This is a genomic window from Acinetobacter celticus, assembly GCF_001707755.1.
GTDB lineage: Bacteria > Pseudomonadota > Gammaproteobacteria > Pseudomonadales > Moraxellaceae > Acinetobacter > Acinetobacter celticus.
In genome coordinates this window covers 178,230-204,201 of the sequence record NZ_MBDL01000011.1, presented here as the reverse complement: position 1 = coordinate 204,201, position 25,972 = coordinate 178,230, and the positions used below count along the sequence as shown (strand labels likewise).

Annotated in this window: 37 protein-coding genes; 7 read left to right on the top strand and 30 right to left on the bottom strand. The window is 39.0% G+C overall.

Annotated elements, in window-relative coordinates; all coding sequences use genetic code 11:
- Window positions 1–35 precede the first annotated feature (35 nt).
- Window positions 36–224: a hypothetical protein gene (locus BBP83_RS12280; RefSeq protein WP_068888968.1), complete on the bottom strand. Its 189-nt coding sequence runs from the start codon at window positions 222–224 to the stop codon at window positions 36–38.
- A gap of 102 nt (window positions 225–326) precedes the next feature.
- Between BBP83_RS12280 and BBP83_RS12275 the strand changes: the two genes are divergently transcribed.
- Window positions 327–665, top strand: coding sequence for a helix-turn-helix domain-containing protein (locus BBP83_RS12275; RefSeq protein WP_068888967.1), 339 nt, complete (start codon window positions 327–329; stop codon window positions 663–665).
- A 28-nt stretch (window positions 666–693) separates the two neighbouring features.
- Here BBP83_RS12275 and BBP83_RS12270 read toward each other — a convergent pair whose 3' ends face one another.
- From BBP83_RS12270 to BBP83_RS15060, 3 genes are all read right to left on the bottom strand, one after another.
- Window positions 694–894, bottom strand: coding sequence for a hypothetical protein (locus BBP83_RS12270; protein ID WP_068888965.1), 201 nt, complete (start codon window positions 892–894; stop codon window positions 694–696).
- Between the two features lie 151 nt (window positions 895–1,045).
- On the bottom strand, window positions 1,046–1,912 hold the full coding sequence (locus tag BBP83_RS12265) for a Rha family transcriptional regulator (RefSeq protein ID WP_068888963.1): 867 nt from the start codon (window positions 1,910–1,912) through the stop codon (window positions 1,046–1,048).
- Window positions 1,913–2,020: 108 nt separating this feature from the next.
- Window positions 2,021–2,218: a hypothetical protein gene (locus BBP83_RS15060; RefSeq protein WP_078055444.1), complete on the bottom strand. Its 198-nt coding sequence runs from the start codon at window positions 2,216–2,218 to the stop codon at window positions 2,021–2,023.
- A gap of 315 nt (window positions 2,219–2,533) precedes the next feature.
- Between BBP83_RS15060 and BBP83_RS12260 the strand changes: the two genes are divergently transcribed.
- The 3 genes from BBP83_RS12260 to BBP83_RS12250 are packed head-to-tail and all read left to right on the top strand — an operon-like array spanning window position 2,534 to window position 3,725.
- Window positions 2,534–2,764, top strand: a complete 231-nt coding sequence (locus BBP83_RS12260) for a hypothetical protein (RefSeq protein ID WP_068888961.1) — start codon at window positions 2,534–2,536, stop codon at window positions 2,762–2,764.
- 42 nt (window positions 2,765–2,806) lie between these two features.
- Entirely contained in the window at window positions 2,807–3,457 is a 651-nt protein-coding gene (locus BBP83_RS12255) for a hypothetical protein (RefSeq protein ID WP_068888959.1), read from the top strand.
- A gap of 43 nt (window positions 3,458–3,500) precedes the next feature.
- Window positions 3,501–3,725: a hypothetical protein gene (locus tag BBP83_RS12250; RefSeq protein ID WP_068888957.1), complete on the top strand. Its 225-nt coding sequence runs from the start codon at window positions 3,501–3,503 to the stop codon at window positions 3,723–3,725.
- 196 nt (window positions 3,726–3,921) lie between these two features.
- Here BBP83_RS12250 and BBP83_RS12245 read toward each other — a convergent pair whose 3' ends face one another.
- The 26 genes from BBP83_RS12245 to BBP83_RS12130 form a co-directional block, all read right to left on the bottom strand.
- A complete protein-coding gene (locus tag BBP83_RS12245; RefSeq protein WP_068888955.1) occupies window positions 3,922–4,110 on the bottom strand; it encodes a hypothetical protein in 189 nt (62 codons plus the stop codon).
- A 56-nt stretch (window positions 4,111–4,166) separates the two neighbouring features.
- Entirely contained in the window at window positions 4,167–4,367 is a 201-nt protein-coding gene (locus BBP83_RS12240; RefSeq protein ID WP_068888953.1) for a TraR/DksA C4-type zinc finger protein, read from the bottom strand.
- Window positions 4,368–4,378: 11 nt separating this feature from the next.
- Window positions 4,379–4,648: an Ogr/Delta-like zinc finger protein gene (locus BBP83_RS15055; RefSeq protein ID WP_078055443.1), complete on the bottom strand. Its 270-nt coding sequence runs from the start codon at window positions 4,646–4,648 to the stop codon at window positions 4,379–4,381.
- Between the two features lie 133 nt (window positions 4,649–4,781).
- Complete coding sequence (locus tag BBP83_RS12235; protein ID WP_068888951.1) at window positions 4,782–6,110, bottom strand: contractile injection system protein, VgrG/Pvc8 family; 1,329 nt, start codon at window positions 6,108–6,110, stop codon at window positions 4,782–4,784.
- Window positions 6,110–6,550, bottom strand: a complete 441-nt coding sequence (locus tag BBP83_RS12230) for a phage tail protein (protein ID WP_068888949.1) — start codon at window positions 6,548–6,550, stop codon at window positions 6,110–6,112. Before BBP83_RS12230 ends, BBP83_RS12235 begins: the two co-directional genes overlap by 1 nt.
- A gap of 6 nt (window positions 6,551–6,556) precedes the next feature.
- A complete protein-coding gene (locus tag BBP83_RS12225) occupies window positions 6,557–9,001 on the bottom strand; it encodes a phage tail tape measure protein (protein ID WP_068888947.1) in 2,445 nt (814 codons plus the stop codon).
- A 13-nt stretch (window positions 9,002–9,014) separates the two neighbouring features.
- Window positions 9,015–9,149, bottom strand: coding sequence for a GpE family phage tail protein (locus BBP83_RS15050; protein ID WP_078055442.1), 135 nt, complete (start codon window positions 9,147–9,149; stop codon window positions 9,015–9,017).
- A gap of 5 nt (window positions 9,150–9,154) precedes the next feature.
- Window positions 9,155–9,496: a phage tail assembly protein gene (locus tag BBP83_RS12220; RefSeq protein ID WP_068888945.1), complete on the bottom strand. Its 342-nt coding sequence runs from the start codon at window positions 9,494–9,496 to the stop codon at window positions 9,155–9,157.
- A 66-nt stretch (window positions 9,497–9,562) separates the two neighbouring features.
- Window positions 9,563–10,078 carry a phage major tail tube protein gene (locus tag BBP83_RS12215; protein WP_068888943.1) on the bottom strand — a complete coding sequence of 172 codons (516 nt, stop codon included), beginning with the start codon at window positions 10,076–10,078 and terminating at the stop codon, window positions 9,563–9,565.
- 11 nt (window positions 10,079–10,089) lie between these two features.
- The gene (locus BBP83_RS12210) at window positions 10,090–11,262 is read right to left on the bottom strand and encodes a phage tail sheath protein (RefSeq protein ID WP_068888941.1); all 1,173 of its coding nucleotides are present in this window, start codon (window positions 11,260–11,262) and stop codon (window positions 10,090–10,092) included.
- Window positions 11,263–11,356: 94 nt separating this feature from the next.
- Entirely contained in the window at window positions 11,357–11,821 is a 465-nt protein-coding gene (locus tag BBP83_RS12205) for a hypothetical protein (protein WP_068888939.1), read from the bottom strand.
- Window positions 11,821–13,791, bottom strand: a complete 1,971-nt coding sequence (locus BBP83_RS12200) for a phage tail protein (RefSeq protein ID WP_068888937.1) — start codon at window positions 13,789–13,791, stop codon at window positions 11,821–11,823. Before BBP83_RS12200 ends, BBP83_RS12205 begins: the two co-directional genes overlap by 1 nt.
- Before the next feature lie 2 nt (window positions 13,792–13,793).
- Window positions 13,794–14,324 (bottom strand): phage tail protein I, encoded by a 531-nt coding sequence (locus BBP83_RS12195; protein WP_068888935.1) that lies wholly within the window; start codon window positions 14,322–14,324, stop codon window positions 13,794–13,796.
- Entirely contained in the window at window positions 14,321–15,238 is a 918-nt protein-coding gene (locus BBP83_RS12190) for a baseplate assembly protein (protein WP_068888933.1), read from the bottom strand. Before BBP83_RS12190 ends, BBP83_RS12195 begins: the two co-directional genes overlap by 4 nt.
- Entirely contained in the window at window positions 15,235–15,582 is a 348-nt protein-coding gene (locus BBP83_RS12185; protein ID WP_068888931.1) for a GPW/gp25 family protein, read from the bottom strand. Before BBP83_RS12185 ends, BBP83_RS12190 begins: the two co-directional genes overlap by 4 nt.
- Complete coding sequence (locus BBP83_RS12180) at window positions 15,579–16,115, bottom strand: phage baseplate assembly protein V (RefSeq protein ID WP_068889030.1); 537 nt, start codon at window positions 16,113–16,115, stop codon at window positions 15,579–15,581. Before BBP83_RS12180 ends, BBP83_RS12185 begins: the two co-directional genes overlap by 4 nt.
- 77 nt (window positions 16,116–16,192) lie before the next feature.
- A complete protein-coding gene (locus BBP83_RS12175) occupies window positions 16,193–16,642 on the bottom strand; it encodes a phage virion morphogenesis protein (RefSeq protein ID WP_068888930.1) in 450 nt (149 codons plus the stop codon).
- Window positions 16,639–17,166, bottom strand: coding sequence for a phage tail protein (locus tag BBP83_RS12170; protein ID WP_068888928.1), 528 nt, complete (start codon window positions 17,164–17,166; stop codon window positions 16,639–16,641). The genes BBP83_RS12175 and BBP83_RS12170 overlap by 4 nt, the downstream gene beginning before the upstream one ends.
- Window positions 17,163–18,020, bottom strand: coding sequence for an N-acetylmuramidase domain-containing protein (locus BBP83_RS12165; RefSeq protein WP_068888926.1), 858 nt, complete (start codon window positions 18,018–18,020; stop codon window positions 17,163–17,165). The genes BBP83_RS12170 and BBP83_RS12165 overlap by 4 nt, the downstream gene beginning before the upstream one ends.
- Window positions 18,017–18,313, bottom strand: coding sequence for a hypothetical protein (locus tag BBP83_RS12160; protein WP_068888924.1), 297 nt, complete (start codon window positions 18,311–18,313; stop codon window positions 18,017–18,019). The genes BBP83_RS12165 and BBP83_RS12160 overlap by 4 nt, the downstream gene beginning before the upstream one ends.
- Complete coding sequence (locus BBP83_RS12155) at window positions 18,310–18,702, bottom strand: putative holin (RefSeq protein ID WP_068888921.1); 393 nt, start codon at window positions 18,700–18,702, stop codon at window positions 18,310–18,312. The genes BBP83_RS12160 and BBP83_RS12155 overlap by 4 nt, the downstream gene beginning before the upstream one ends.
- A gap of 7 nt (window positions 18,703–18,709) precedes the next feature.
- Complete coding sequence (locus tag BBP83_RS12150) at window positions 18,710–18,919, bottom strand: tail protein X (RefSeq protein WP_068888919.1); 210 nt, start codon at window positions 18,917–18,919, stop codon at window positions 18,710–18,712.
- Window positions 18,920–19,384, bottom strand: coding sequence for a head completion/stabilization protein (locus tag BBP83_RS12145; protein WP_068888917.1), 465 nt, complete (start codon window positions 19,382–19,384; stop codon window positions 18,920–18,922).
- 103 nt (window positions 19,385–19,487) lie between these two features.
- Window positions 19,488–20,249 (bottom strand): phage terminase small subunit, encoded by a 762-nt coding sequence (gpM, locus tag BBP83_RS12140; protein ID WP_068888915.1) that lies wholly within the window; start codon window positions 20,247–20,249, stop codon window positions 19,488–19,490.
- Window positions 20,250–20,259: 10 nt separating this feature from the next.
- Window positions 20,260–21,270 carry a phage major capsid protein, P2 family gene (locus tag BBP83_RS12135; RefSeq protein ID WP_068888913.1) on the bottom strand — a complete coding sequence of 337 codons (1,011 nt, stop codon included), beginning with the start codon at window positions 21,268–21,270 and terminating at the stop codon, window positions 20,260–20,262.
- A 4-nt stretch (window positions 21,271–21,274) separates the two neighbouring features.
- Window positions 21,275–22,099 carry a GPO family capsid scaffolding protein gene (locus tag BBP83_RS12130; protein WP_068888911.1) on the bottom strand — a complete coding sequence of 275 codons (825 nt, stop codon included), beginning with the start codon at window positions 22,097–22,099 and terminating at the stop codon, window positions 21,275–21,277.
- A gap of 159 nt (window positions 22,100–22,258) precedes the next feature.
- Here BBP83_RS12130 and BBP83_RS12125 point away from each other — a divergent pair, with 159 nt between their 5' ends.
- Genes BBP83_RS12125 through BBP83_RS12115 form a run of 3 tightly spaced genes read left to right on the top strand, consistent with a single transcriptional unit; the run spans window position 22,259 to window position 25,547 of the window.
- The gene (locus BBP83_RS12125) at window positions 22,259–24,046 is read left to right on the top strand and encodes a terminase large subunit domain-containing protein (RefSeq protein ID WP_068889028.1); all 1,788 of its coding nucleotides are present in this window, start codon (window positions 22,259–22,261) and stop codon (window positions 24,044–24,046) included.
- Entirely contained in the window at window positions 24,046–25,038 is a 993-nt protein-coding gene (locus BBP83_RS12120) for a phage portal protein (protein WP_068888909.1), read from the top strand. Before BBP83_RS12125 ends, BBP83_RS12120 begins: the two co-directional genes overlap by 1 nt.
- A 2-nt stretch (window positions 25,039–25,040) precedes the next feature.
- Window positions 25,041–25,547, top strand: coding sequence for a hypothetical protein (locus BBP83_RS12115; protein ID WP_068888907.1), 507 nt, complete (start codon window positions 25,041–25,043; stop codon window positions 25,545–25,547).
- Window positions 25,548–25,972 lie beyond the last annotated feature (425 nt).

Genomic DNA, 25,972 nt, shown 5'->3' with positions numbered 1-25,972 from the left:
TTGTAAACTTCTAAGCATTTTCAGATGCTTAGGTGTTATTTTTCGCGGTGAAAAAATGGGTTTTCAGGGTCTGAAATTTTGGCCAATTCATTTGTAACGGCTTGGCGAATAACACTAGAAATAGTCGTGCGGTTTTTAGCTGCATGGATACGCATATAGTCCTTTTCGGACTGAGTAAAATGCGCTCCAGTCATTTGATTTCGACTTTCTTGGACTGTAGACATGTGAGTTACCTTTTTTTAAAGTTTCGATATATCAACAGTGTTAAACTGTTAAAGTCATCATATTACGAAATATCGAAAGATACAAGGCTATTTGGGGTAAAAATGTCGATAAATGGAAAGTTGCTGGAAAGAGGTAATCGACTAAAGGCTGAAAGAAAGCGTTTAAAGCTGACACAGCCCGCGATGGGAGAGCTTTTAGGGGTAGCAGTCGGATCTATTGTCCGTTATGAAAAGCAGGGAGATCCACTGAATCAAAACCAATTGGAAGCATTACATGCATCAGGTTTTGACACGTTTTATATTACTTTTGGTCAGCGTCTAGCTAACCTGACTGAAGATGAATACCAGGTGCTTGAGGCTTTTAGGTCTACAAAAGAAGAAGCCAAACTTGGATTCATTGGCATGGCCAAAGCCTACGCACAAACAAATGCCGCTTCTTAAAGCGGCATTTTTATAGGATGACTTTAGGTTAGTGCAAAGTGACCTCAACCTTTTTGACAATACCTTCAACCTGCATCTTTAGGGAGTTAAAGAACGCATTCATTTCTTCTGGTGAAATGGTTTCACCGTTTGCTACAGTAAGTTTGCTATACAGGCTTAAACAATCTTTTAATTGAGTCAGCTCAACTAAAATTTCTTCTTGATTGTCTGTTGTAATTGTTTCCGTCATTTTCCCTCCAAATTTATCTCTATATTTTAGATAAACTTCTTCACTAATACATCGCTTATACATCGGTGTGGCGTCAAATTATGACGCACCCTAATCAAATAGTGTGCGACTTAGTGAAAAAGTGTATAAAAATCTAAGCACTATTTTGAACTTAACTAAAACTCAAGCTTCGTAAAGGTACAGGTTTAAAGAGCCAACACTTTATGGTCTTTGCCAAAAGCGCACTATGGATAGATTTATTGTGTTGCATAAATACTGGGTGAGGATTTTGGCTCTGCATGAGTATTGAGAAAAGTTGGGACTTCATCGGCAAGCCGTCTATGCACTGGTAAATTTGGGAAATATTGAGTGCCAGGAGATTTGGATTTCGACTGTGGTTAAGTTTGTACAGGCCGTAACTGTTCACACTGGCCCAAAAGTCATTCAACATTTTACTGTCGATGATGTTCTTGGTTTCTAGTGATAAACAGGCGATAGGTAAAACGTCACGGCAGAGGGTGGCTTTATTGTGCCAAATGACTTCTGCATCTTGCATAAAACCACTTTGGTCATGGTGGATCTGGCTTACAGTGTAGATGGGGCCACCTGATTTGAGCTGAACCACTGCACCGACATGGATGCTTTCATTCTGGCCATGCAGGTTGTAGAGCATGGCTGCCATTTGGTTAAAGGTATTGATGTAGGCAATCTTGGTTTGAGCCGCTTCTTCACCTGTAAAACCCATGACTAAAAACATAAAGCCGTCTTTGGTCATTTCAAAGTATTTTGATTCACGCTGAACGACACCAGCTTGAATGGTTTGTACGTGAGCCGAAAAGTTGGCTGACGTAAACTCTTGGGTAATATTTGCCGTGCCCTCAAAATTGAGGTCACGTGTTTTAGGCTCAAAAAAGCTTTCAATTTTGCGTACAACATTGTCATGTCGTTTCTTGAAAATCTTAGCCACTTTTAGACTGGTAGTTTTGACCTGTTGGTCTTGAATAAAAACTGCATCATCTATGTGAACAAGTGTATTCATGGCTGTACTCCCCAATAAAAAGAATCGGGGCGATAGTACTGACTTGAATATGCACACAGAGGTGCTTTAGAGGTGTTTTTGAGGTGTGAAAAAGTTTTAGGCATGACTTTAGATTCCCCAAAATAATAATGAGAAGACTACAGAACAGGCTGAAAAGAAGACGGTGGTGTCTAAAATGTTTTTTAGAATTTGTTTGCGTTTAATTTTACGCTGGCGTTGTTGATACGCTGGAAGGTCGTAAATAGGGGAGTGTTCTTTTACGTTATTTTGAGTGCATGAATGCGTAGAAGCAAATGAGTTATTCATGGCTTTTCCTGTGACAAGTAGTTAAAACCTGACACCAAGCAATTTCCACAAAGATTGGTGACAGACTGAACAGGGGTGGAAATTTACCGTATCACAGGAACGGCTGCCCAGAAGGGCACCCTATTCAGCCTGCCATAGTGCAGCAGAAGCTGAATTTTACGCAAAAAAATAGCCGCATGGGCGACTTTTATTTACGCCTGTGATGTTTTTTCAGGTTTCCACGCCTGACCACAGATTTTGCTGTAGTGGTAAAACTGTAACAGTGTTAAAGTGTTAAAGTCAATTGACTTTATAAAAATTATTTTTGAGGTAAAAATGCAACCAATATCTAAGAAAAATTTACTTGAGTTGATTAATGCTGAATTAAAAAAACATCCTGATCATGATGGAAAAACATTAGTTAAAGATGTCGAACAAAATTGTGATAATTCTTTTGAATATAAATTTGATGTTGTATTAAGCGATATGTATCAGATGATTTATTCGGGTGAAATGACTGGTTATATTGCTCCAATTTTTGATGAGAATTTTTTGTTAATTGGTTAGAATTTATAATAAAAATACGGTTTGAAATTTAGAGGGTGTTTTGTGAAGTACTTATTATTAGCCTTGAGTTTATTGTCTGTTGTTGGGTGTTCCAATGAGTCAAATACTAGTACTAATTCAGGGCAAGTTGAGGCTGAAAAAGTCGAGTTTAATATTAGATCAGAAGACAATAAACGAGATATTAAGCGTGTTGTTGAGGTAGATCTGCCAAAACGCATTGATGAAAATCAGATTAAAATTATTGCCGATGAAATTAAGTTTGGCGATAAAAAAGAATATGAGAGGACATTTGTTGTCTTTTTTATTCCTGAGATGGAAAAGGCTTGGGCAACTGTTAGTTTTGATCCTGACTTTAAACTGACCATGCTTGGTAGCTCAGAGCAAAATCATGAAGCATTGAAAGCGAAAGACGTTACTATTACGGGCAAAAAACTTGGTGAATGGAATGCTAATTGGGGTTTTGAATACAAAGTTATTTATGAGGAAAAAGACGGTAAAGTTTTAAGACATCAAATATTTACAGATGGTGAACAGAAACCTCAAGAAATTCAAATCATCGACATTAAAGGCCAAAGAGCTTATCAAGATTCTACGGGTAAAGAACATGGCGAATATTACATCATTAATAAAGATGGTGATTTAGAGTTCTGGAGCGAAAACGGAAATTATTATACAGCTAAAAAAATTAGCTAATAAAAATCAGTTAATGACGTAAAATTTAATAAGGAAAAGTACTATGAAGCATAAAATTGAAAAGATCACTAAGGATGGTTTAGTTCATATTAATTGTACGATATGTGGAACAGAAGATACATTTGAAACCTTTGATGATACTAATAAATTTAAAACTCAAACACTTGCTAATGATTGGGAGCTAGGAATGCAATCAAACCTTACATGCTTAACTTGCAACCGAACAACTCCATTTTATAACTGGAGTGTGAAGGACCATTTTTATTAATAAAAAAGCCCCGAAAGGGGCTTATTTATTGGAGCTGAAAACGCGTCACGCCACGTACAGCATATTGAATATTTTGCTGTCATCCTGTTGTTATTGTAGCTGTTTTTTTATATCCAGCCAACAGTATATAAAAAAAGTGCAGAGGACATACTAACGCCTGAAACAATCCCAATAAGAAAGGGGTAAAGCCACATATTTAAACCTTTATTTTATGATCTGTTAATTTTCGATCATGTTGGGTAACAGTGATATTTGTACGTTTTGAACTACTTAAAATCAGAGCCTCAATTCTCTTGGTTACTCTATCAAATATGTAAAGCCCAAAAATAAACAAAGAAGAAATAACCGTGATACCAATAAGAATAGCGATAGTTTGATGCGACATTTGGAGATTCCTGTATTAGCTTTGTGAAGTACATTCAGAGCATAGTTTTGAACTGCTTAACGATACTGTCGAGCACGTTGTTCTGCTATGGATTTGCAATCTACGCATAAAGTGACTGCACCTAATGCCTGGCGTTCTTGTGGAATTTCGTTACCACATTCTTCACATTCTGAAAGTGATGGAATGCTGTAGTCACGAGGAATTACTTTGACTTGGTTGAGCTGATTTAATTGTGCTTCATCAAACTTTTTAGACACTCGTTATATCCTCAATGATGTGCGTACGATTTTTTATCTGGACGAGCGTAATCGCACAGAATTTTTTTTCGGATAACTACACGAGGAAGATTGATTTTTATATTTGGGATAGAGGGTGGAGATATTTCAGATTCAATAGATAAAAAACCTTGTCCTGTAAAACCACATGCTAAGTTTTTACACTGCAGATAAATGCGTTTGACGATTGGTGATTCTTGCTCACTAGATCTAATGATTAAAGAACTTTCACAGTGGGGGCAGGGATTCTTAATAAGTGCCATGTAATTTATTCTCAAGAGATTTTATACAACAAATATACAATAAAAATTAACATATATCGAAAGTTTGTATTGATAATGTTTCGATATATAGTTATTTTATTTAAACCCTTTCCATCCTGACTTCACCCCAAAGTCAGGATTTTTTTGCCTTGTCAATTTTTGCCTGTTCACGCTTAATGGCATTGTTTGCAGTCTTTTTCGATTTATAAACATGTGTCAGTTTTAGTGGTTTGCTTTGATCACCTGATGTGATCTTTATCGATTTTCTGCCTTCACTGTAATATGCAATGACACCGGTATAATCGGCATAGTTTTTACCAGTACGCTTTCTTGATTTGGATTTTTTCTTTTCCGCTTCTTTTTCTTCTTCCGTTTTTTCCTCTTTGCCTTCAAACAAGGTTGATACATCATCCGCATCTGGAAGCTGAACTTCTAATTCAATAGAAGTGGTCAAGCCACTATCACCAAGTGAATGTGTAATATTTGTACCCAGCCAAATAATGTCATCAATTTCAGGCTTTAAGCCTGCAAATATAAACTCTTGTTCTGGCAACAATGCTGGATCTCCCATAGCGAGAGAGTAAGTCAGTTTTTGTGCAGAACGTTTGCACCGGTTGTACTCAGCATTGGCTGCTAGTTCTGCAGTTGTCTTGTCGCGGTGAACGTAACGAATTTCTTTAGGATTATCTTCACTGTCACCAACTGTCACATATAATTTTTTTGATTTGTTCCCAGCATAGTAAAAAGCTTTTACGCCTGTCACATTGTCCGTGCCAGTTCCATTGGTATAGTTATGCTGGTCACCTTGCGCTCTGGTAAGAATAGCCTGTGGCAAAGCCAAGCCTGAACCAGTTTGGCTTGCGCCACGCGGTAAGAGGATTAGATGACCATTTTTGATGGTGGCAATAGCATCGTGTTCATCGGCAATACGGGTAATGAGATTGGCATCAGATTCATTTTGTGCAATATAAGCAATCGATTTTGTAGCAAACTTTTCATGAATAATCACTTTTAGATCATATTCAGCCCCCACCTTTTCAAATATTTCTTTGATGCTGTTCTTGCTCCAGCTACGTTCGCGCTTTTGTTTTAAACCTTCAGATACATCATTGGCCATTGCTGAAATGGAAAGTACATCAGGTGCCCCACGGTGGGAGGTTGAATCGACTTTGTATTTACCTTTGTCGATTAATCCTATATTTGACCAGCCTAGCCATACCTGAATAATTGCCCCTTTAGGGGGGATAGTAAGTTGACCATCTGAGTCATCAAGTTCAATGTCTACAGAATCTACAATAAGGCCACGATTATCTTTAATACTTAATGACATTAAACGTGAAGACAAAACAGGAGAAATATCGACACCGTCTACTTCTACACGAAAAATAGGGTAAGCGTATTCAGTCGATTTTTTAAATGAATCTAATGTAGTTCCAACAGCATTCATAACTTTATTCAGCATTATAAAATCCTATTTAATGTTCCTATGCCCATACCAACCAATGTGCCTAAAATACTTGGTTGCCAGTCCCGAATGATGGTTAGCTTTAATGTGAATTCAGTTTTACGTGCTGCACCATCCTTAAAGAAAAAAGTCTTCCCTTCATCTAAATCATTGATAGTCACTAGCCCATAAATTTTCCCTGTCCCTTCTATTAAGGTAAAGGCTTTGCCTGTATCGCCCATCTGTCTAAGCACATCTAATATGAAACGGTTTCCTGTCAACTCATGGTAAATCACACCTTTGAGTGTAATTACATCTTCACCTTTTCCTACAAATTGATAGGCAGGGGAGTCCCCGACACGGCTGTTTGAAGGGTGTCTCCAGTTGGTCACGCGTTGCAATTCTTGATAAGACGCGGTTTGCAATGAAAAGACGAATAAACCAAGTGCCATCATCATGTGCTGTTATTCCGTATCGGTTAAAAATTTACGTTTGGCATTCTGTTCTTCCTGTGCCACACGACGCAGTTCTTGACGTAAAGCTTCTGCTGTACCTTTAACCACAGAACCATCTTTGACGTGAATATGAATTTCAATGTTGTCACTGCTGACAAATGATTTTGCGCCACTACCTATTTTTGAAATGGGTTTTACTTGCTGAGTTTTAACAGCAGTACTAATTACACCATGTGTAGCGGTTTGGGTTGCTGAAATAGGAAGTCCATTATTCTGTGCAATACCGTTGGCCATACCTTGCATTGTGTAGCCACCAATACCCATGAATACACGTGAAGGGGAATGGATACCCAGAATGCCACGTGCTTTGTCAATCACGTCTGTGACCGCACCAGAGATGGCATCCTTGACTGCATTCACTTTGGATAAAATACCGTTCTTCAGACCTTCCAAAATCATGGCGCCAAAGCCTGTGAACTTAGCTGGAAGATCGATACCGAACCATGACAGCACTTTTGCAAATGCCATATAGAACAGACCGATTGGACTCCAGTTGATAATGAGTGCTGAAATACCAGCAATGCCACCATTGAATGCAGTCTTGATTGTGTTCCAGATACCAGAAAAGAAACCTGAAATAGGCGCCCAATTTTTATAAATCAAGAATGCTGCACCCGCGATGGCAAGTACGATCCATGTAATCGGGTTTGTGAGCAAAGCCATGCTCATTCCCTTTGCTGCCAATGCCACGACTCCAAAACCTTTGGCCACCATCATCATTGGGCCAAAGATGGCGATCATGCCGAGTGATAGAGCTGAAACCCCTGCGATAATGGCAATAGCACCTACTGCTACTTTTACGAGTGTAGATGACAAATTAGGGTTTGCTTGAGCCCAAGCCTGTGCGAATTTTAAAACGGTTGCAAATCCACCTGCAGCAGAATTAATGCCAGGTAATAATTGATTGCCTATGGTGATACCTAAGGCAGCAGCAGCATTCTTTGAAAGCTCAATATTATTTGCGGTTGTTGCAGCTCGGGCTGCATATTCTTTTTCCATACTGCCAGCATATTTACTTTTATCGGCTACCTTTCCTAAGTTGGCTTCTAATGCTTGCATGTTAGTCAGTAAAGGGGCAATAGATCCAAGCGACTCAGAGCCAAACAATTCTTTTAACATCGCGGCTTGTTTGTACTTATCCATTTTTGAAATGGCTTTTAATACAGCTAAGGTTGTACCTTCAGCATCTGTTTGCATAGCTTGTGCAACTTTCTTTGAGTCCATGCCAAGCTCTTTATAGGCATTATGTTGTCCTTTGGTCGCAGATTCTCCAGCAACCAAGGCAAGCATCATGTTCTTAATACCAGTTGCTGCAATTTCTTCCTCAACACCCATACCACGGATAGTGGCTCCCAAAGCTGCAATAGATCCAGATGCGAAGCCCCCGACTTCACCTAGTGGGCCAATTCGTTGAACAATATTCATAATGCCTTTGGCGGCAGCTGGAGTGTTATTACCCAAGTAGTTAATTTTGTCTGCAAGGGTGGTGACTTGATCCTGTGACATCTTAAAAGCTGTTCGCATTTCAGCCATAGATTGGCCTGATTCAGCTGCCGTAATATCAAAAGCGACGCCCATTTTTACTGCTGTTTCAGCAAATTGGGTTAATTCCTTTTTGGCGATACCTGATTGGCCACCAGCTGCATAAATTGCAGCAATATCTTTGGCTGCCATAGGTAAGCGTGTACTCATGCTTATGATGTCATTTTCCATCTGTTTGAACTGTTGCGGGGTATCAAAGTCCACCACCTTTTTCACGTCAGCCATTGCTGATTCAAAATCAATAGAAAGCTTTGCTGGTACAGATAATGCTACAGCCCCAGCACCTGCAACCATTAAACCTTTTTGTGCAAGTTCAGAGGTCTTGACCATCCTTGACTGCATTTTTTCATAATTTTTTTGGGCAACTTCATGTTTACCCAAAGTTTCTTTTTGCTTATTTAATGCCATGGTCGTTAGGTGAATCTTGTTCTTTAGATTAGATTCACTTTCACCCAAATTATGCACTTGTATGCCCGCAGTGTTTAAATCGCGGGTGACAGTCGTTATTTCTACAGATTTGCTTTTTAACGCGGCTTTAGTACGACGAATGCCTTGCTCAAGCCCCATAAGTTTTTTAGTCTGTTCTTCACTTAAAGGGCCTAATTTTGCCTGGTCTTTTAATAATTTATGTTCAGCGCGATACTGTTCTAATGTTTCAGTAGTTTTAGTGATGCTGTCTTGAAGACCTCTAAAACTATCTACTTTTCGCTGGGTTGCTTGTAAGCCTTTTAATTCTGAGTCAGCCTTTTTGTACGCTGCTGATAGTGATTTAGAGCCACCAACGATGGTCTTCATTGGACCAGTGAGTTTATCGACAGCTCCAAAGAGTACTTCTAATTTTAAATTTGCCATTGGTGGACTCGTTTTAGGTGACTTGGTTACGTTTCAGTGCTAGTTCATGCCATTTGCTTAATTCCATAATGTCCATGTCGTCGTACGCGTTCGGTGGCCAGTGGAAGATACAAGCGATATTGGCTATCGCTTCATCTACGTCATTCACTGGTTTTATTGCTGTTCCTCTTTGATCGCTTGTTGCATCGCTTTCGGGTACAAAAAAGTGACTAAGTGCCCTCCAAGATTTGCAAAATCAACAGGATCTAAGTCATAAACTTGTTGTGATGTCAGTTCCGGAGTCGTTACCCGAGGTAAAACTTTTACCAGGGCATTTACGTCGTGGTTATAAATGGCCTGTAGGCTGACGCCACTTAAAGCACGTACATTGGGCTTACGAATTTTGATTTCAGTAATAGAAGCGCCACCAAATTGAATAGGTTGTTCCAACACAACAGTTTCTTCATTTGGGTTTTGAATTAGTTGTGTGTTTAATTCTTGATTTTCAGTGTTCATGTTTTGTATTCCTAAAAAGTATGAAAAAAACCTTGCACAGCACGGGGCTATGCAAGGGTAGGAAAATTAAAGGCCAATGGCTTTGCGTTGTTCAGCAAGACGGTCTTTTCCGTCAATAAATTCGATGAAAGCAAGTGTGTCTATTTCAACTTCTTTTTTGCCGTTGACTGTGAGCTTGTAATAAGTACAGTTGGTCACGACTTTATGTTCGGTGTCTTCGCCTGGTTCAGCATCACCCATGTCAATTTCTTCATGACGACCGCGTACTACGACTTCAACAGCATCTACTTCACCCGTGTCATCACGCTGAAAGGCTCCAGCAAAACGCAGATAAGTGCCATCAATTTTGGCGATACCAAACTGGCGAAGCGAAAGTAGGTCAAAACCTCCAAGTGTGTATTCAAGGACTAAGCCATCGTCAGACATACCCATGTCTACTTTTACTGAGCCATTCATACCGCCACCGCGATAATCTTCGGTTTTACGTGCTAACTTTGGGAGAGTTACGGATTTTGACTTCCCTTGATAGCTATTACCTTCGTTAAAAAGGTTCAGGTTTTTGAGTTTGCTAGGTAATCCCATGCTTCAGCTCCTTAGGCTGTAATTTTAGAGGCGAAGTCCGTTAGGTATCGGTCTGTAATACGCTGACGGAAGTTGAGATCCTCAAGAGGTGGAACAGGGGTGTAGTCATAGTCGACATATAACTTGCCTGCCTTGAGCGTATCTTTTGAATTTAATTCTGGGTCATACCAAGCATCACCACCCATCAAGTAACCAAGGCGTGTCCATTCACGTTGTTTCGCTGTAATACCTTCAATCATGTCGTTGACAAGAGAACCATGCATAGGTTTGTCGATGGCCCACATATGAGCCTCTGCCACAGTATCTGCCATGATTTGAGCTGTTCGTGTGTAGTTCTCAAAAGCAAAGAGAGGATCATCAGAGCAAGTGCGTGATCCCCAAAAGCGAAAACCTTCACTTTGAATCAAAGTCGTAACTTCATTGCTGTTGAGATAGCCAGCATCTGTGGCAGGGTCTTGAAGATCCCATGTGACATCAGCATCAATTCCTGTAACACCACTTACAGCAACGTTTGAAAGGGTTTTATGCCAACCCAATTCATTGTCGATTTTGGCGCGTAAGCCCATTGCAACTGCGACTGCAGGAACGGTTTCAGATTGAGCTGTGGTCGTATTAAATGCGACGAAATTTGGCCAGATGACCATGACTTCACGTGCGGCAATCGCATCACGATAAGCCACAGCTTCTTCTTTAGTTTTACATCCCCAAGCATAGACATAGGCAAATGCGCGAAGCTTTTTGGCAATGATTGCAAGTTCTGTTGCGACGGTGGCTGTATCTAAGCCGGGTGCGCCAATAATTCGAGGTTGAACCCCTAATTTTGATTTTGCTAAAAGTAATGCCTTTGCACCGGTGTATTTTCCTTCAGCATTTACGGTGCCAATGACGTTGGCAGATTGAGCCTCCTCATCTTCTGCGGTAGCAACACGTACAACGACGCAAATAGAATTGGATTGATTTGCCATTGCTTGAAGCGCTGTTTTTAACGTGCCTTGTGTACCAGCTTTAGCTACAGCCGCTTGTGTGTTTGTGACTAACACTGGTGTATTCAATGGGAACTTTGTTTCATCTGCATCTTCTGCAGTAGCAACTAAGCCTTGAATTGCACTTGAGATTGAACGGATTGGACGTAAACCTTCGTTAACTTCGGTTACACGTAGTCCGTGGTGATATGAATCTGCCATAAAATAGCCTGTTTATTGAAAGGTTTTATTTCAACAAACAGGCTTACATGACATTGATAAAAAGTTGAGTTGGAAGACTTGTAATATCGGGGTTTTACAATGTCAAAGCATAAAGCCACATCGCATCGACCTGATCATCATCCAGATTCAAAATTGATTGCATAGCAATAACACTTTCATCGGTACGCACAAAATTCGTTGCTTCTTTAAATCCAAGCAACGTCAATTCACGTGTAAATTCATCCTCAATTGTTAAAATTTGAGCTTCAATGTTAGATGATTTATAGCCGTTTTCTAAAAGACAGCGTAAGAATTGATAGCGTGTAAGCGTTGGATATTGAGAACGTTTGTATTGAAGTTGTTCTTCTTCAGTTCGTATATCGATCCATTCTGTGCCATTCCATTCTGTATGAAAAATAGATGGTTTAGGGGTTTCATGTTTAAGAATTTCGGCATTTGTCATGAGTCGATATTTAGATAAATCAATCCAATTACTGACTATCACACTATCTTCAAAATATCGAATATCTGAAAAATCGTTATTTATAAACTTTTGCATTATCGCAACTCCGACCATTTTCTAATTGTATTTCCTGTGGTCACTTGATATGTCGAGGATGGTGCTACAGTAAACGTTATAGGGTATGTACTCTCATAAAAATCATCAACATCAATAACTACAAGACTATCAATTTTTACTAAAAAAGGTGTTGATAAACTCCTGTCCCTAATAGTCAATATAACTGTTATTGCTTTTTCTGTTGTATTTGTATATGTAGTCCCTGAAACCCTACTAGACGTTACATCTTGCCATGTCTGACCGACCCCAAAAGCCTGATCATTCAAAACTTTACCTTGTGCAGCGGTTAAAGCTTGCGTGGATGATGTGCTTGTCAGAGTGTTATTGAGTGCTGTTTTATCAAGTTTATTAGCTTGCAGTAATTTCCCTTGCTCTGCTGAGAGTAATTTTGCAGATCCTCCAGTAGTAAGATCATCAACAATAGGGATTTGTTGTTCTGAAACACCAGTAATCAGACCTTTAGCATTTACTGTGATCGTTGGGATTTTAAGATTTGAACCATATGTATTGGCTACAACACCTGAATTTGCCAAAGTTAAAATACAGGATGAATTACCTGAGCCATCGTAATTTACTGAACCTGTAGCAGCACCAGAGAAGCTAATTGTGCGAGCTGTTTGTAATTTTGTTGCAGTAGCGGAATTACCGTTCAAGCTACCATCAATTGTGCCTTCCACACGCAAATTACCTGAAACTGTTCCGCCAGTAAGTGGTAATTTAGAATCATCCCGCGTCCCAAATATTCTCCACTCTGACCATGATGCAGTACTACCATTCATGTTCCATGTTTGACGCATTGCCATGGATGCATTATTAATCCCTTCACCTTGATGTGAATAAAAGATTTGGTGGCAAGTTCCACCGACTCTAATTACAACTAAAATGCCATATCCGTATAGACCTGCAACACTTAAATCTACAACCGTATACTTACCATCTAAAACGGCTGCATCTACACCATTAAGAGTATTAATCTGTCCACGGAACATAAGCGGGGCATCAATACTAATATCTTGTTCGCCATTAAACTCGACATTGTTAATTTTTCGTGGTGTTTGGAGTTTTGTTGCTGACGCAACATTACTGTCTAATGTTGCTGTATAAGTCCATGGTCCATATACAGCGCCAGTACCCGCAGATCGTATAGCAACCTTGCCAGTAACATAGCCATACGCAATTTGCAATTTTCCAGCTGGTTCAAATGTTTGTTTTGTCTCTACATAAATGTGTTGATCTGAAAATAACGGTTCATTTATTAAATCAAGAGATGAGGAGATCAAGCAGCGGGTCCCAATTGGACATTCATCAAATGATTTGAAAAATTGGGTTGTAAATGCATCTTGATAAAAATCTACATCATGTCCAAAGGCATCTTTAAATGAACCACCTCTATTAACTTTTAGTTCTGAGAGAAGCTTTGCTTGCTTGGCAGAAACAGGTTTAGTTGCATCATCCGTTGTTAGGTTATCGACTATTTCATTTCGACGGATATAATTTTCATTAACCCATGCCTGACTCGCATAGATCAGTGATTCATCTAACAAAATTTCTACAACATTGCCATCACGGACATTTTGTGTGAATTTAAGTCGGTATTCGCTTACACCGGTTAGATCAGCAACTTTTTCAAAAGGCGCATGGGAACCATGAGAAATTAGTTTTCCATTTGCAATAATTCCCATTTCACGAATAGTGAATCCACCGACATTGGATGGAATAATGGTTTCAATGACAATCCAGTTCGCATTTGTCGGATGGCGTTCATACTTGGTGACTGGCTGACGATGTACTTCGCGCACTAATGTCGTTCGTATTTTTGATGGTGTAGGTACTGCACCATTGCCATCCCCAAAAGCAATATGAGTAATGGCCAGTTTAGTATTCGATGCAATCGCAGTGGCAATTTCTGCATCACCTATATTTGTTGTGACGTTAAAGTAATCTGCCATATTTAATCTCTAGGAAGACTGCAGAATGTATTCGCAGTTTGATGAACTAAAATGTTGTGAATAGTAAGAGTAGGATTAGAGGTAATGGTTAAATTACCTAAATGTCTGGATACCGACTTTGCGTCTGAAACAAGGCGATTAACTTCATTAAATACTTCTTGGCTAAGTGATTTACCAATTAAATCCAACTCGAGATTGAAAGTACCTGGTGTAAGATTTGGTTCAGCTTTAAACCATTCAATTAATTTGACCTCGTAACCAAAGGGTTCTAATGCACGTTTAACTGCAGCTGCTGTACCTTTAATTTTGTGTTGTTCTTTTGATTTTTTAATGACATAACGTTTTAAAGTGTCTTGCCAATTCTCATCCCAATAGTCGACTGATTTTTGATAAGCAATAAATGGTAAAAACTGGGCAGGTACTTGATCTATATCTTTGATGATGCGAATCGAAGGTAAGTCAAATGCATTTTTACCATTTTTAGTTAAATTTTTTTCTAGAAAAGTTGAATTCGGTGGTAAAAGTGATTTCACTCTACACCTCCAATTTTGATAGAAGTTGATGTGCAATATGGATGGTGATAGACATCAATTTCTATATCAGTCATTGGTGTATCAATAATGACTTGGTTAATTCCTTCGACATGTAATGCAGCATATAAAGCTGAAAGACGAATGCTCTGGCCATTTTTTCGAGCATTTTTAATATAGTTTTGAATACGGATATTGGCAGCTTCAAGTAATAGAGAGTCTTCTGCATTTTTCCCAACAAATAAACGTGCATTAATTTGGTAGGGGATCGCAATACTTGATTTAACGATTGGTCGATCACAGACGGGACGAACGTGTTCTGGATCTAAAGCATTTTGCACAATGTTAATCAGTTCTTCACTAGCTTCACCATTATTTGCATCAATTTGAGAAATAATAATGTCGAGCAAATATGGTTGATCAATATGTGAATACACTTTGATTCCATCCACTCGTCCATCAGAACTTAATGAAAAAAATTTATAAGCATTACTAGAGCCTGCAGTATTCATACCATCAAAGGATAATAAGCAACGTTCTTTCAAACGCTCATCTGATTCATAAATTGCAGGGAGAGAAGGAACAACTGAATTATCTTCTGGTGTAATGAGTAAACGAATAAGCCCATATTCAGTTAATGCTAGGTGATCTAAATCAGGCCCTTCTGCATAAGCAAGTAATAACGAACGTGCATCGACATTACATTTATTTCTGTAGAGTAATTCTAGATATACATTTTCTTGAATAATTTTTACAACTGGATCTGATTCACGATTAAGTGTAGTACGCCATTGTTCCTGTTCAGATTCAGGATAGAGCGCAATAAAATTTTCTTTGCGCTCATGAAAGATTGTTTCATAGTCCAGTTCTTGAATTAAGTTTGGGGTGGGCAGTTGTGAGAAATTAACGGTACTCATGCGATGGCCCCGAAGTTTAATGGAATACTGAGAGATTCTTTTTGGTTATTGTTGGCAAGGGTTAGTCCAAGTTCTATGACGAATTTTCCCTGTTCAACAAATTCAATAGCGATGGATTCAAGGTTAATCCTGTCTTCCCATTGAATTAATGCTGTAGCAGTAGCTGCAAATAACTGCATACGATTTACATCATTGAAAGGCGTAGAAATTAACTGTGGTAATAATGATCCGTAGTTCCGTCGCATTAGCCGGCTACCAATCGGCGTGGTTAAAATATCTTGAATAGCCTGACTGATATGCTCTACTTCATCTTGAAGATGAAAACCTGTAGTACGTGACATCATGGAATTGGGGCTCCTGATTGACCAGAACCAGGTTGAACTTTGTCTGTTTTATGCTTTTTAAGGCTAATACTTCCAGCTATAACATCAGCGTCAGTTGTAATGTTTTCGGTACAGTGAAGGGTTCCTATGATTTTCACATTCGCAATAATATTTGCAGTTCCACCTTCCGGTAAACGTGCTGATAATTCATGCGTAGATACGTCATACGCAATGACACAACCATCAGAAAACATTCTGATTTTTTTATTTAAATCATCGGAAGGAGCAGGGTGTTTTTCATTGTAGAAGCCATACATTGCGAAGCTTGTAGGGCCTATTTCTCCGCATGGAGACCAGACAATACATTCTTCTTCTTCAGATGGCATATCCCATGTCGCATCAGAACCTGAGCGAACATTGAGACAACGGATTTCGGGTGTCTGCATATCGCCAAGATCGACGATGACACTAGGAATAGGTTTAGACGGATTAATGGTCTTGATTGTTCCATAACGAACAATGTTTTCAAGACGACGGGCAAGATCTGCATTCATGCCAACACTTTGCGTCAATGGTGTTGGCATTTCAGCTTGATAGACTTGTAATATCGGGGTTTTACAATTGGAAATGCTTAAATATTAATATGCTTTAAGAATGAATCTTCAATCTGTTTAATTTCTTGATTCGTTAAGCCTAGTAGCTCACGTGTGGGATAAACTACATCAGGCGCTCCACGCTCTGCACGATCTCTTAGACCTTTTTGATGGACGTTGGCAATTCTAGAAATTCTACCAATAAAACCAATCGCAACGGCATCAGCATTACTTAAAAGTTTTAGATGCGTATTGGATTTAAGTCTTGTAAACATCTTACGCTTAATTCGACCTTTCTTTTCACGTAGCCGTTTTCGTCGTGGTGTATAACTTGAACCATCTGTATTTTTTTGTTCAGTAATCCGTTTTTTTTGGCTATTCCTTAGATCTCGGCCAATTTTTTTCGCTAGTTTACTTCTTTCAGCCGATGACAGCCGTTGCAATAACGGCTGTAAATGGTCGGCTAACTTTTCAAAGTTCTGGCTCATGGACTTTTACCTGGTGGTGGCATGTCTAAAGACCAACCTTCTTTATCAACAGTGGTCCATGAAGCAAGTTTATTACCATCCGCATCTAGAACAGTGAATTCTGTAGGTGGCCCAAATTCTGTATATTGCGGTTCAGGTGGATAGCTTAAATTGTATTGACCGTTCTCAGCCCGTGTTGAAATGACGCGTTCAGTTAATGGAACTTTGATATTCAAATCATATTTGGTGTTATCAATCAGTTCAGCTTCAAAAATGATTTCATTTTTATCATTCTTAATGTTTGCCATAAGTTCTGATTGGTTAGTCGCAAGCCAGGTAAAGAGGGCAAAGGCCACTAAATCAACATCACCCGCATAGTCAGTGATTGTCATATCGAGTGTATATGCCATTTCAAAACTATAGCCGCCTGATAACGTACTACGTAATTTTCCATTTTCTACGAATATATCTAATCTATCCTGATTTGAAACTAAATCAGGAATAGATTTCAGCAAGTATTCTCTTAGGGCTTGAGGTTTTTTCATGCTGCTTGAGGACTCTTATAATTAGGATCGAGGCGATTCATAACTCGTAAAAACTTGCTGTCATAGCCCAGTTTTTTGTAGTTTCTACCGTTATATAGGCTAAAAACAACATGCCAGTTTTCTTCACGTAATGCATCGATGAGTTTCCAAGATTTGTCATCAATAACGCCTGATTTAGTTTCGCAATAACGAAGAAAGGCTTCAAACTGTAAACCTTCATTTTGTTCATGTTGGCTTACAAACTCTTGTGCAGATACATAACCAAGAGTTTTCCAGTTTTCACCCATAAGCTGGAAACGGCCCCAACTTGCAGACTGTAAAGCACATTCAACATCAATCTGTTTAGCAATGCTTAGACGGGTATATTCAGCTGATCCACCTAGATAGCCACCGGTTTTGTTATTTACGATGCTTGGATAGTTGGCCATAAACTCATTGGCTTTAGTTTTTCCAAACTTTTGAATTAAATAAAAATACATACGATGGCGTTCAAATAAAATTTTAGGGCGGCCATTATCTAAAAATCCTGCACCTTGAGTTTCAACTTCAGCAATTGCTTTAATGACATTCACTGAAACACCTAAGCGCTTTGCACCTGCAACTAAATCACTTTCCTTTAAAAGTTTACTGGTGTCATCACCGCGCAAAGTTTTTAAGGTACTGTCTCCAGCGAGTCCATCAACTTTTAAATTTTGCAATTTCTGAAATTGCATGACAGCAAATTCGGTACTTTCACCAAAATCACCATCGACACTGAGGGGCTTTTTATTTTTGCCTGACATTCCGTTTTTCACTAATAACTTTTGTAGCTCAACGACAGCAGAACCTTTAGCCCCAAATTTTAAAATAATCATGTTGTATGACTCCGTAACATTGAAACGACATCGCCTTTGTTGCGAAAAATGAATAGGACAAGAAAAATTGAAAAAATTGCATCCCATACAGTGACAGGATCTTTAATAAAAATAATGTGCAGGCTTTGTGCAAGGAAAGCCCCAATTAGAACCACTGCAAACAAGCGAAATGAACAAGATTGTTCGTGCAAATGATCAAAACATAAAATACGAAAAGCGCATGCCACATAGCACAGCACGGCAATAACTGAAAAAATGAGCTGTGCAACAGGGGAAGTAAGTAAATACGTCATTTTTTATTCTCCTTTCCAAATGTATTGGACAGGGCAGAAAAGAATTTAGAAGTCGTGTTAAATATTTCGGTCAATGTGGATTTATTCACCCATGACATGACTTTGACCAAAATTGGTAAAGCAAACATGCTAGTGAAGCAGGCAATGACCGTATGACTATTTACATTCGTTCGGCTAGAAATTTCAGGTGCCAGGGCATAACCCAAAGCAACTGATAACATCAGGGAGAAAATACGTTTAGCGGTATTTAGTGAAACTTGGGTATAAGCTAAAAAAGCCGCACCAATGACGGCACCGAATAAAGCATCACCATTTACGAATGGGAGGAGTGATAGCAATCCAGCGGAAGCAGTAATTGCAACTGTTGTTGATGAAGTTGGTTCAGGCATATTTTTCTCAATCCCAAAGCTGAATACTTTGTGTTTTATTCTGTTGTGTTTGAATTTCGGGTAAAAAAATCTTCGTCCCCATTGGGAGTAAAGGGCCTAAATTTGCTATATGGGCATTTTGTTCAAGGACGGCTTCTACTACACCAGAACTTCGGCCATAGTTACGCCAGCAGATCGCATCAACAGTGTCATTCTGAATTGCATATATAGTTTTCACTTAAATCAACTCCACATTTACCCGACGAAGTTTTTTTAAATCACGAATGGCATATCGTAAGTCACGACGATAATCATCAATGGTAGGGGACAGTTCATCTGCTTTTTGACTGCCATTACTGGTGGTGTCATAAGCGCGATATTTTTCATTGAGTTCTGCACCAACAGACGCTGCTACAGCCCGCAGATACAGGACTTCTGCTATAGGTTTCTCAACACCATTTGTTTTAATTTTTTTTGGATTTAATTCAGCGAGTGAGGTTGCTTTTGAAGTGAGTGATTCAAGCTGATCATTTACTTCTATGACAGCTGCTTCAATAGCAGGGATTAGACGTTGATTGGTGACACTGCTATCAAAGCGTAATGATTCACGAATTTCTTTTGAAGATACGCCAGGGAAAAAATCATCACTGGTGATGACAATGTTTTCACTGTCACGGTTGCCGTTTGCAATTAATCCAGTCATTGTCATACTCAAATAGTTGAGGGGTGGAGAACTGAATTAGTAATTAAACATTAAGATGTCACTACATCATCAGTTCTGCCCCTCGGTTGGCGCGGGGCACTCGTTACGTCGGATGAAAAGCTAAATTGCCTTGATCATCGACGACCTGTGAACCATCTGCATTTAGCATTGGTTCAGGTAGATTTTTTAATTGTTCTTCAGCTTGCTTTTTGAATAATCGTTCAGCTTTTTGAAGGTCTTGTTTACCACCGCAGTTTTCATGTTTTTCAACGGCTGCTTTGAGATATGCGACAGCCAAAGTTGCTAATTCACGATGAAGATAAGCACGACCAATCGCCAAAAGAATCTTGGCGCGTACTTCATCTGGCATATCAAAATCGGTGGTGATGTGATGGGCCTTTTCTAAAACTTCTAACTGGAAATCATCACCGGCTTTATGTGCCACTCGTGCAGCATTGCCAATTTCTTCTGCAATGATTGTTGCTGTGTTTCGGCTATATGAATCAGGCATTTTTAAATTATGCTTCAACGCATATTCAGCAAGTTTTAAACCTACATCAAATAATGCACTGTCAAAGCACCAAATCATGATTGTTGTAATCACTTCATCTTGATCGACTTTGAAGCCTGATTCGATTACACCGTTAACATAGGGCATATGCTTTGGAATAAGTTGTTCTGCTTTAACTTTGGCACGCTCAGTTTGAGATTGAATTGAACGTAAAACATGCGTGTCATTTTTTAATTCAGTCAATTGCAATTGATAGACGCTTGCGTCTGGACGTACACCACCAAATTCGTCAGCCTTAGCAGCTTCTAAAGCTGCTTTGACTGCTAGGCGATGTCGTCGAGCTGGACTCAACATAAATCACCCTTTATAGAATTTCGATGTTTTCTACGAAAGCTACTTTTTTGTAGTTTTCGATGACATAAGCATCATTTGAAGATTGATATTCTTCGACCTGATCCATTTCAGAGCGATCAATAATTTGACGACGCTTACCTGATTCTTGGAAATAAATTGATAGGTTATCAAATGAAGTAACCAACAATGCATTGTCAGGGAAGAAAGGCACACGGACTGCAGGCAGACCACCCATTTGCTTCTGAGCTACTAATACTTGACCTGCCAAAGTATCGGTATTATCAGAGGCATCATTCACCAGCGGGAAGTTTTTATCATTGAGCAATTGGCGACCACAAATAACCACTAGGTCAGTATCGTCTTGATGAACTTCATCAATTAAATCGCCAACAATATCGACAACCAGAGCATCTAAATTATTATAATCACCACCTGTACCAATTTTAACTTTTCCTGAAGCAACAACTACTTCTTTCATGTGATGTGCTGGTGCTTTGGTACGTATTTTTTCTAACCAGCCAATATTCACATCTTGAAGGAGTGGATTTGATGCACGATCTGTTTGAATAGCAGCAGTTTTACCATTCCAACCAATCATGATCATATCTAAAGCAATGGCACGATCAACAAAAGCTTTCCATTTTGCGTAGAAGTCTTCGTGTTTTGCCCATGCATCCATTTTTTCATAACGTAATGCAACGTCAAAATCCGTTTTTTTACATGCATATGCATTTGATTCTAAACCTGTTGGATCAACGGGTTTACGTGCAGTACCGCCTTTAGTATTTGAACGACCTGCAATGGTTGAACCTTGAGTTAGACCAATCGCTTCGCCTTCACCTTCAGTCACAGGTTCCATGTTAATTTTTTTTAAGAATTCAGATGATTCTTGAACACCTGCAATCATTTTTTGTGCAATTGATGGCTCAACAGCAAATTTTGCTGCAGTAGATTCAACACCATTAATAGCAGAAATTTTTGAGAGAACTTTGTTGAATTTAAAGCGTGTTGTTTTATTCATGTGTTTAGCACTCAATATTTTCTGAATAGTTGCCAGTGTTTTCAGGCGCAGGCGGTGTTTTTGGACTCGGCTCTTCACCTAGTTTAGTTTGAAGTTCTTTAAAGGCTGTTTTTAACTCACCATGCTCTTTTTGAAGATTTGAATAGTTTGTTTTTAAAACTTTAACTTCAGTCAATGTGGCACCAAAGGTTTTTGCAATTTCTTCAATAGAATCTGCAACTTCTTTGAATTGACCTTTATTTTTATTGTCCTGTTCTTCTTGTTTTGGTTGTAGCCAACCCATAACTTTTGAAAATAATCCAACTGCATCAGGGACAGCTTCTTCAAATTCAAGATTTGCTTCCGTTGCTGCAGTGAATAAATTGTCTTTATGTTGTTTGCGATTTGAAAATGGATTTGCTTCAGGATTTTGTACAGCAAATTCCATCATCTGAGTACCTAGTGAAGCGGGGGTATCAGTGAAAGCAATACCAACCATATATGCTTCATTGGTATCTGAAAAACTTGGATTCACTTCAATTGAGTTGAATAACTTTTGCTTTTTATCATGCAATTCAATCAAGTTGTCGAATGCTTCAAGTTGAGCATATAAACACCATTTTTTTTGACCGGCAATTTCATCTTCTTGCGCTTTTAACGCCAAAACTTTTGCATAATTACCGAATTCTGAGTTTGGAGAAAGTCCACGAATATGCTCAATATTTGCTAATGCGGTATAAGTATTTTGGCTGTAATTCTTGGCCATTTGTTGAATCCAAGCTGCTTCAATGATGCGTCCATCAGTAGTGGCACCAGCTACAGCAACTCGGAAAAATTTGGATTTCTTCATTGGTGAATTCCGTCTATTTAGTCGATAGATCAAATCTATTCAAAGTGGCTATCAGGATCGGAATTACAGCGTGAACATTCAATCTCATAGGCTTGTAATATCGGGGTTTTACAAGGGGCGCAGAATGAATAAATGTTATGGCATTGGCTTAATGGGCCAATGGATAAAGCACTCAACACCCCGACAAATTTAACTTTCGATAACCGCCTTCTAGCAAAATTTTTGTATTGGATGGGGTGGCGAATCAGTTCGATTGCAGAATACTTAAAAGAAAACGATAAAAATGTGCATGCCTGGAAAGCACGTGATGAATGGGATAAAGAGGCGCCAGAAGGTAGGGTTGCTCAGGCTTTAGAAGCTAAATTAGTCAAATTAATTATTAAAGATATTTATACCCCTAGTGATCGTGCTGATTTGGACCTTCTCATGCGCCAAATGGAGCGTATGGCACGAATTAAAAAATACACTGACGGTGGCAATGAAACAGACCTAAATCCAAAGCTTCAAAATAGAAATGCTGGACCACGTAAGCCAAAACAACCAAATGCATTGACTGAAGAACAGATTGAAAAACTTCTTGAAGATTTTGATGAAGGCTTATTTGAATATCAAAAGGTCTGGTATCGCGCACGTGAACAGCGTAACCGTGCATTATTAAAATCACGTCAGATCGGTGCCACTTTCTACTTTGCACGTGAAGCCTTAATCAAAGCTGTGACCACTGGTCGAAATCAGATTTTTCTATCTGCTTCAAAAGCACAGGCACATGGTTTTAAAACCTACATTAAAAACTTTGTGATGCAGTCTATTGAAGTGGATCTGCAAGGCGATCCAATTTCAATCACATTGCCGTGTGGCAATACAGTGCAATTGATTTTCTTGGGAACGAATGCAAAAACAGCCCAGTCCTATCATGGTGATTTGTACTTTGATGAATTCTTTTGGGTGCATGGCTTTGCAACATTAAAAAAAGTCGCATCGGCGATGGCTGCTCAAAAACAATATACAAAAACCTACTTTTCAACGCCATCGAGTAAAACGCATGAAGCCTATAAGTTCTGGACGGGTGAAGCCTTCAATAAAGGTAAATCCAAAGAAAACAGAATTGAAATTGATACGGCACATGACCATTTAAAAAATGGTGCATTGTGTGGCGACAAGATGTGGCGACACATTGTTAATATTTATGATGCTGAACGTCAAGGCTGTGATCTATTTGATATTGAAGAACTGATTGCTGAAAACAGTAGTGAAGAATTTGCAAATTTATATATGTGTGAATTTGTCGATGATGGCCACAGTGTTTTTCCACTCAGTATCATTCAGCCCTGTATGGTCGATTCATGGGAAGTTTGGTCAAATGATTTTAAGGCTTTAGCCAATCGTCCATTTGGTAACAAACCTGTTTGGGTCGGTTACGATCCAGCAGAAAATGGTGATAGCGCAGGTCTTGTGGTTATTGCTCCACCTGAACTTGATTATCCTAAATTTCGCTTACTTGAACACCATCAGTTCAAAGGCATGGATTTTGCCAGTCAAGCCCAATACATCAAAAAAATAACGACTAAATATAACGTCAAGTACATTGGACTTGATACCACTGGTATGGGTACTGGTGTTGCTCAATTGGTCCGTGACTTTTTTCCAAATTTAACGACCTTCAATTATAACGTTGACATCAAAACTCAATTGGTCATGAAAGGTATGGATGTGATCAATAAAGGTCGATTCGAATTTGATGCAGGTTCAACTGAAGTGGCCATGTCATTAATGGCTATTCGTAAAACATTAACTGCATCGCAACGGCAAATGACTTTTGAAGCTTCACGCGCTGAAAATATTGGTCATGCCGATCTCGCTTTTGCACTCTTACATGCGTTCTTCAATGAGCCTTTAAGTCTTGATGACAACTCAAAATCTAAAAAATCCTCTATGGAGATTTACTAATGTCCGACAGCAAAGTACAGGCATTTACGTTCGGTGATGCAGAACCAGTGATGAATGGTCGTGATTTATCACAATTCTATGAGACATGGTTATGTGGTAATTATTACGAACCACATATCAGTATGAATGCTTTGGCCAAATCATTTAAAGCCATGCCGTACTTGTCGACTGCTGTGTTTTATAAAAAGAATCAACTGGTTTCGTCATTTAAGCCCAATCCATTAATTAGTTCATCTGAATTTGAACGTATTGCATTTGATTATTTAGTTTTTGGTAATGGTTACTTACAACGAATCGACAATCGTTTAAATGAGCCACATCACTATGATGGACTCATGGCGAAGTACACCAGACGCATGAAAAATCCTCATGAATTTCTGCAGTTGATCAACGGATTTGAAGAACATATTTTTAAGTCTGGTACGGTTTGTCATATCAAAGCAATTGATGTCGATCAAGAAATTTACGGTACTCCAGAATATATCGCTGCACTTCAGTCTGTTTGGTTAAATGAATCAGCAACTTTATTTCGTCGCAAATATTACAACAACGGATCTCATGCTGGATTTATTTTGTATATGACCGATTCAAATATTGATGACGACGATGTGAATGGCATTAAACAAGCGATGAAAGACTCACGTGGGCCAGGCAACTTTCGAAATTTATTCCTTCATGCACCTGGTGGAAAAAAGGATGGTCTGCAACTGATTCCGATTAGTGAATTGGCTGCCAAAGATGAATTCTTAAATATTAAAAATGTCACACGCGATGACGTTCTTGCATCGCAACGAACCCCACCACAATTACTCGGAATCATTCCATCCAATGCCGGTGGCTTCGGATCTATTAGTGAAGCGCGTGAAGCATATTGGTATTCCGAAATTGTTCCACTTCAAAACTTATTCGCAAATACCGTAAACGAATGGGCAGGTGATCAGATCATCCGCTTCAAAGAGTTTCATCAACTTCAATTCAAACAGGAAAAATAAAAATGAATATTGCTTTGGCAATCAAACATTGGAAATTCATTGTGATGGCAGTATTAGCCATTGCCTTGGCTTTTTCAGTCACCAGCTGTGCAAGTAAGTCACATCAAATTGATTTACTCGGATCACAGAAAACTTTAGCTGAAACTCAACGTGACTTGATTGCATCACAACATGCCAATGAAGTGCATGAAGTCGAGCAGGCATGGTCGCAAGATCTCTTGGAGTCAGAACGAAATGCAAATAAAAATTTACAAGTTGCGATGGTTGCTGCCAGTAACAGTGCTTTGGCTGTTGACAGGCTGTCAAAGCAAGTCAGTGATAGCGACCAACGTTTGTCCACAGGTTCCCATGAAGCCGTCATTGAATATGGAAAGACCTGCAACTTCGTACTCAAAACAATGGCAGAACGTGGTGGAACAATCGCAGCAGCAGCTGACCAACACGCAATTGATGCAGAACGATTAGATCAGGCATGGCCAGAGCAAGTGAAGCCAGATAAACCAAGTTGATCTGACCAAACCAGATATAAATTATAAAAAACCTCCATGATGGAGGTTTTTTTGTGCCTGAACGGTTTTGAACCGAAACCAGTTCAAGGCGGGCGGTTGACCCCCCACCTCACCTGCACAGTAAATGTGTCGAGTATTCAACAGATTTATGACCATGCCCTTAGACCTTCTAAGCCATAGCAGTGGTGGTATAGGACGCAGAGGAATGGATAGAAATCAGTTCTACAGTATTCAACAGCGATTCAACATATTGCTACAAGTTACTATTCATCGAAATTTAATTCAGACTAATAAATAACGGTTAGAAAAGGTTAGAAACAGTAAAAAGAAGGTATTTTCATATTTAAGTATCTGATATTTAATAATTAAAATTCTAACCATATAAAGGTTAGATGTGGTTAGAAAAAAGTTATAAAAGTTAAAAT

Excerpts from the sequence above, each read along its gene's own strand:
- BBP83_RS12280 (WP_068888968.1), bottom strand. The coding sequence starts at position 224 with ATGTCTACAGTCCAAGAAAGTCGAAATCAAATGACTGGAGCGCATTTT.
- BBP83_RS12275 (WP_068888967.1), top strand. The coding sequence starts at position 327 with ATGTCGATAAATGGAAAGTTGCTGGAAAGAGGTAATCGACTAAAGGCT.
- BBP83_RS12270 (WP_068888965.1), bottom strand. The coding sequence starts at position 894 with ATGACGGAAACAATTACAACAGACAATCAAGAAGAAATTTTAGTTGAG.
- BBP83_RS12265 (WP_068888963.1), bottom strand. The coding sequence starts at position 1,912 with ATGAATACACTTGTTCACATAGATGATGCAGTTTTTATTCAAGACCAA.
- BBP83_RS15060 (WP_078055444.1), bottom strand. The coding sequence starts at position 2,218 with ATGAATAACTCATTTGCTTCTACGCATTCATGCACTCAAAATAACGTA.
- BBP83_RS12260 (WP_068888961.1), top strand. The coding sequence starts at position 2,534 with ATGCAACCAATATCTAAGAAAAATTTACTTGAGTTGATTAATGCTGAA.
- BBP83_RS12250 (WP_068888957.1), top strand. The coding sequence starts at position 3,501 with ATGAAGCATAAAATTGAAAAGATCACTAAGGATGGTTTAGTTCATATT.
- BBP83_RS12245 (WP_068888955.1), bottom strand. The coding sequence starts at position 4,110 with ATGTCGCATCAAACTATCGCTATTCTTATTGGTATCACGGTTATTTCT.
- BBP83_RS15055 (WP_078055443.1), bottom strand. The coding sequence starts at position 4,648 with ATGGCACTTATTAAGAATCCCTGCCCCCACTGTGAAAGTTCTTTAATC.
- BBP83_RS12235 (WP_068888951.1), bottom strand. The coding sequence starts at position 6,110 with ATGCTGAATAAAGTTATGAATGCTGTTGGAACTACATTAGATTCATTT.
- BBP83_RS12230 (WP_068888949.1), bottom strand. The coding sequence starts at position 6,550 with ATGATGATGGCACTTGGTTTATTCGTCTTTTCATTGCAAACCGCGTCT.
- BBP83_RS12225 (WP_068888947.1), bottom strand. The coding sequence starts at position 9,001 with ATGGCAAATTTAAAATTAGAAGTACTCTTTGGAGCTGTCGATAAACTC.
- BBP83_RS12220 (WP_068888945.1), bottom strand. The coding sequence starts at position 9,496 with ATGAACACTGAAAATCAAGAATTAAACACACAACTAATTCAAAACCCA.
- BBP83_RS12215 (WP_068888943.1), bottom strand. The coding sequence starts at position 10,078 with ATGGGATTACCTAGCAAACTCAAAAACCTGAACCTTTTTAACGAAGGT.
- BBP83_RS12210 (WP_068888941.1), bottom strand. The coding sequence starts at position 11,262 with ATGGCAGATTCATATCACCACGGACTACGTGTAACCGAAGTTAACGAA.
- BBP83_RS12205 (WP_068888939.1), bottom strand. The coding sequence starts at position 11,821 with ATGCAAAAGTTTATAAATAACGATTTTTCAGATATTCGATATTTTGAA.
- BBP83_RS12200 (WP_068888937.1), bottom strand. The coding sequence starts at position 13,791 with ATGGCAGATTACTTTAACGTCACAACAAATATAGGTGATGCAGAAATT.
- BBP83_RS12190 (WP_068888933.1), bottom strand. The coding sequence starts at position 15,238 with ATGAGTACCGTTAATTTCTCACAACTGCCCACCCCAAACTTAATTCAA.
- BBP83_RS12185 (WP_068888931.1), bottom strand. The coding sequence starts at position 15,582 with ATGATGTCACGTACTACAGGTTTTCATCTTCAAGATGAAGTAGAGCAT.
- BBP83_RS12180 (WP_068889030.1), bottom strand. The coding sequence starts at position 16,115 with ATGAATGCAGATCTTGCCCGTCGTCTTGAAAACATTGTTCGTTATGGA.
- BBP83_RS12175 (WP_068888930.1), bottom strand. The coding sequence starts at position 16,642 with ATGAGCCAGAACTTTGAAAAGTTAGCCGACCATTTACAGCCGTTATTG.
- BBP83_RS12170 (WP_068888928.1), bottom strand. The coding sequence starts at position 17,166 with ATGAAAAAACCTCAAGCCCTAAGAGAATACTTGCTGAAATCTATTCCT.
- BBP83_RS12165 (WP_068888926.1), bottom strand. The coding sequence starts at position 18,020 with ATGATTATTTTAAAATTTGGGGCTAAAGGTTCTGCTGTCGTTGAGCTA.
- BBP83_RS12160 (WP_068888924.1), bottom strand. The coding sequence starts at position 18,313 with ATGACGTATTTACTTACTTCCCCTGTTGCACAGCTCATTTTTTCAGTT.
- BBP83_RS12155 (WP_068888921.1), bottom strand. The coding sequence starts at position 18,702 with ATGCCTGAACCAACTTCATCAACAACAGTTGCAATTACTGCTTCCGCT.
- BBP83_RS12145 (WP_068888917.1), bottom strand. The coding sequence starts at position 19,384 with ATGACTGGATTAATTGCAAACGGCAACCGTGACAGTGAAAACATTGTC.
- gpM (WP_068888915.1), bottom strand. The coding sequence starts at position 20,249 with ATGTTGAGTCCAGCTCGACGACATCGCCTAGCAGTCAAAGCAGCTTTA.
- BBP83_RS12135 (WP_068888913.1), bottom strand. The coding sequence starts at position 21,270 with ATGAATAAAACAACACGCTTTAAATTCAACAAAGTTCTCTCAAAAATT.
- BBP83_RS12130 (WP_068888911.1), bottom strand. The coding sequence starts at position 22,099 with ATGAAGAAATCCAAATTTTTCCGAGTTGCTGTAGCTGGTGCCACTACT.
- BBP83_RS12125 (WP_068889028.1), top strand. The coding sequence starts at position 22,259 with ATGGATAAAGCACTCAACACCCCGACAAATTTAACTTTCGATAACCGC.
- BBP83_RS12120 (WP_068888909.1), top strand. The coding sequence starts at position 24,046 with ATGTCCGACAGCAAAGTACAGGCATTTACGTTCGGTGATGCAGAACCA.
- BBP83_RS12115 (WP_068888907.1), top strand. The coding sequence starts at position 25,041 with ATGAATATTGCTTTGGCAATCAAACATTGGAAATTCATTGTGATGGCA.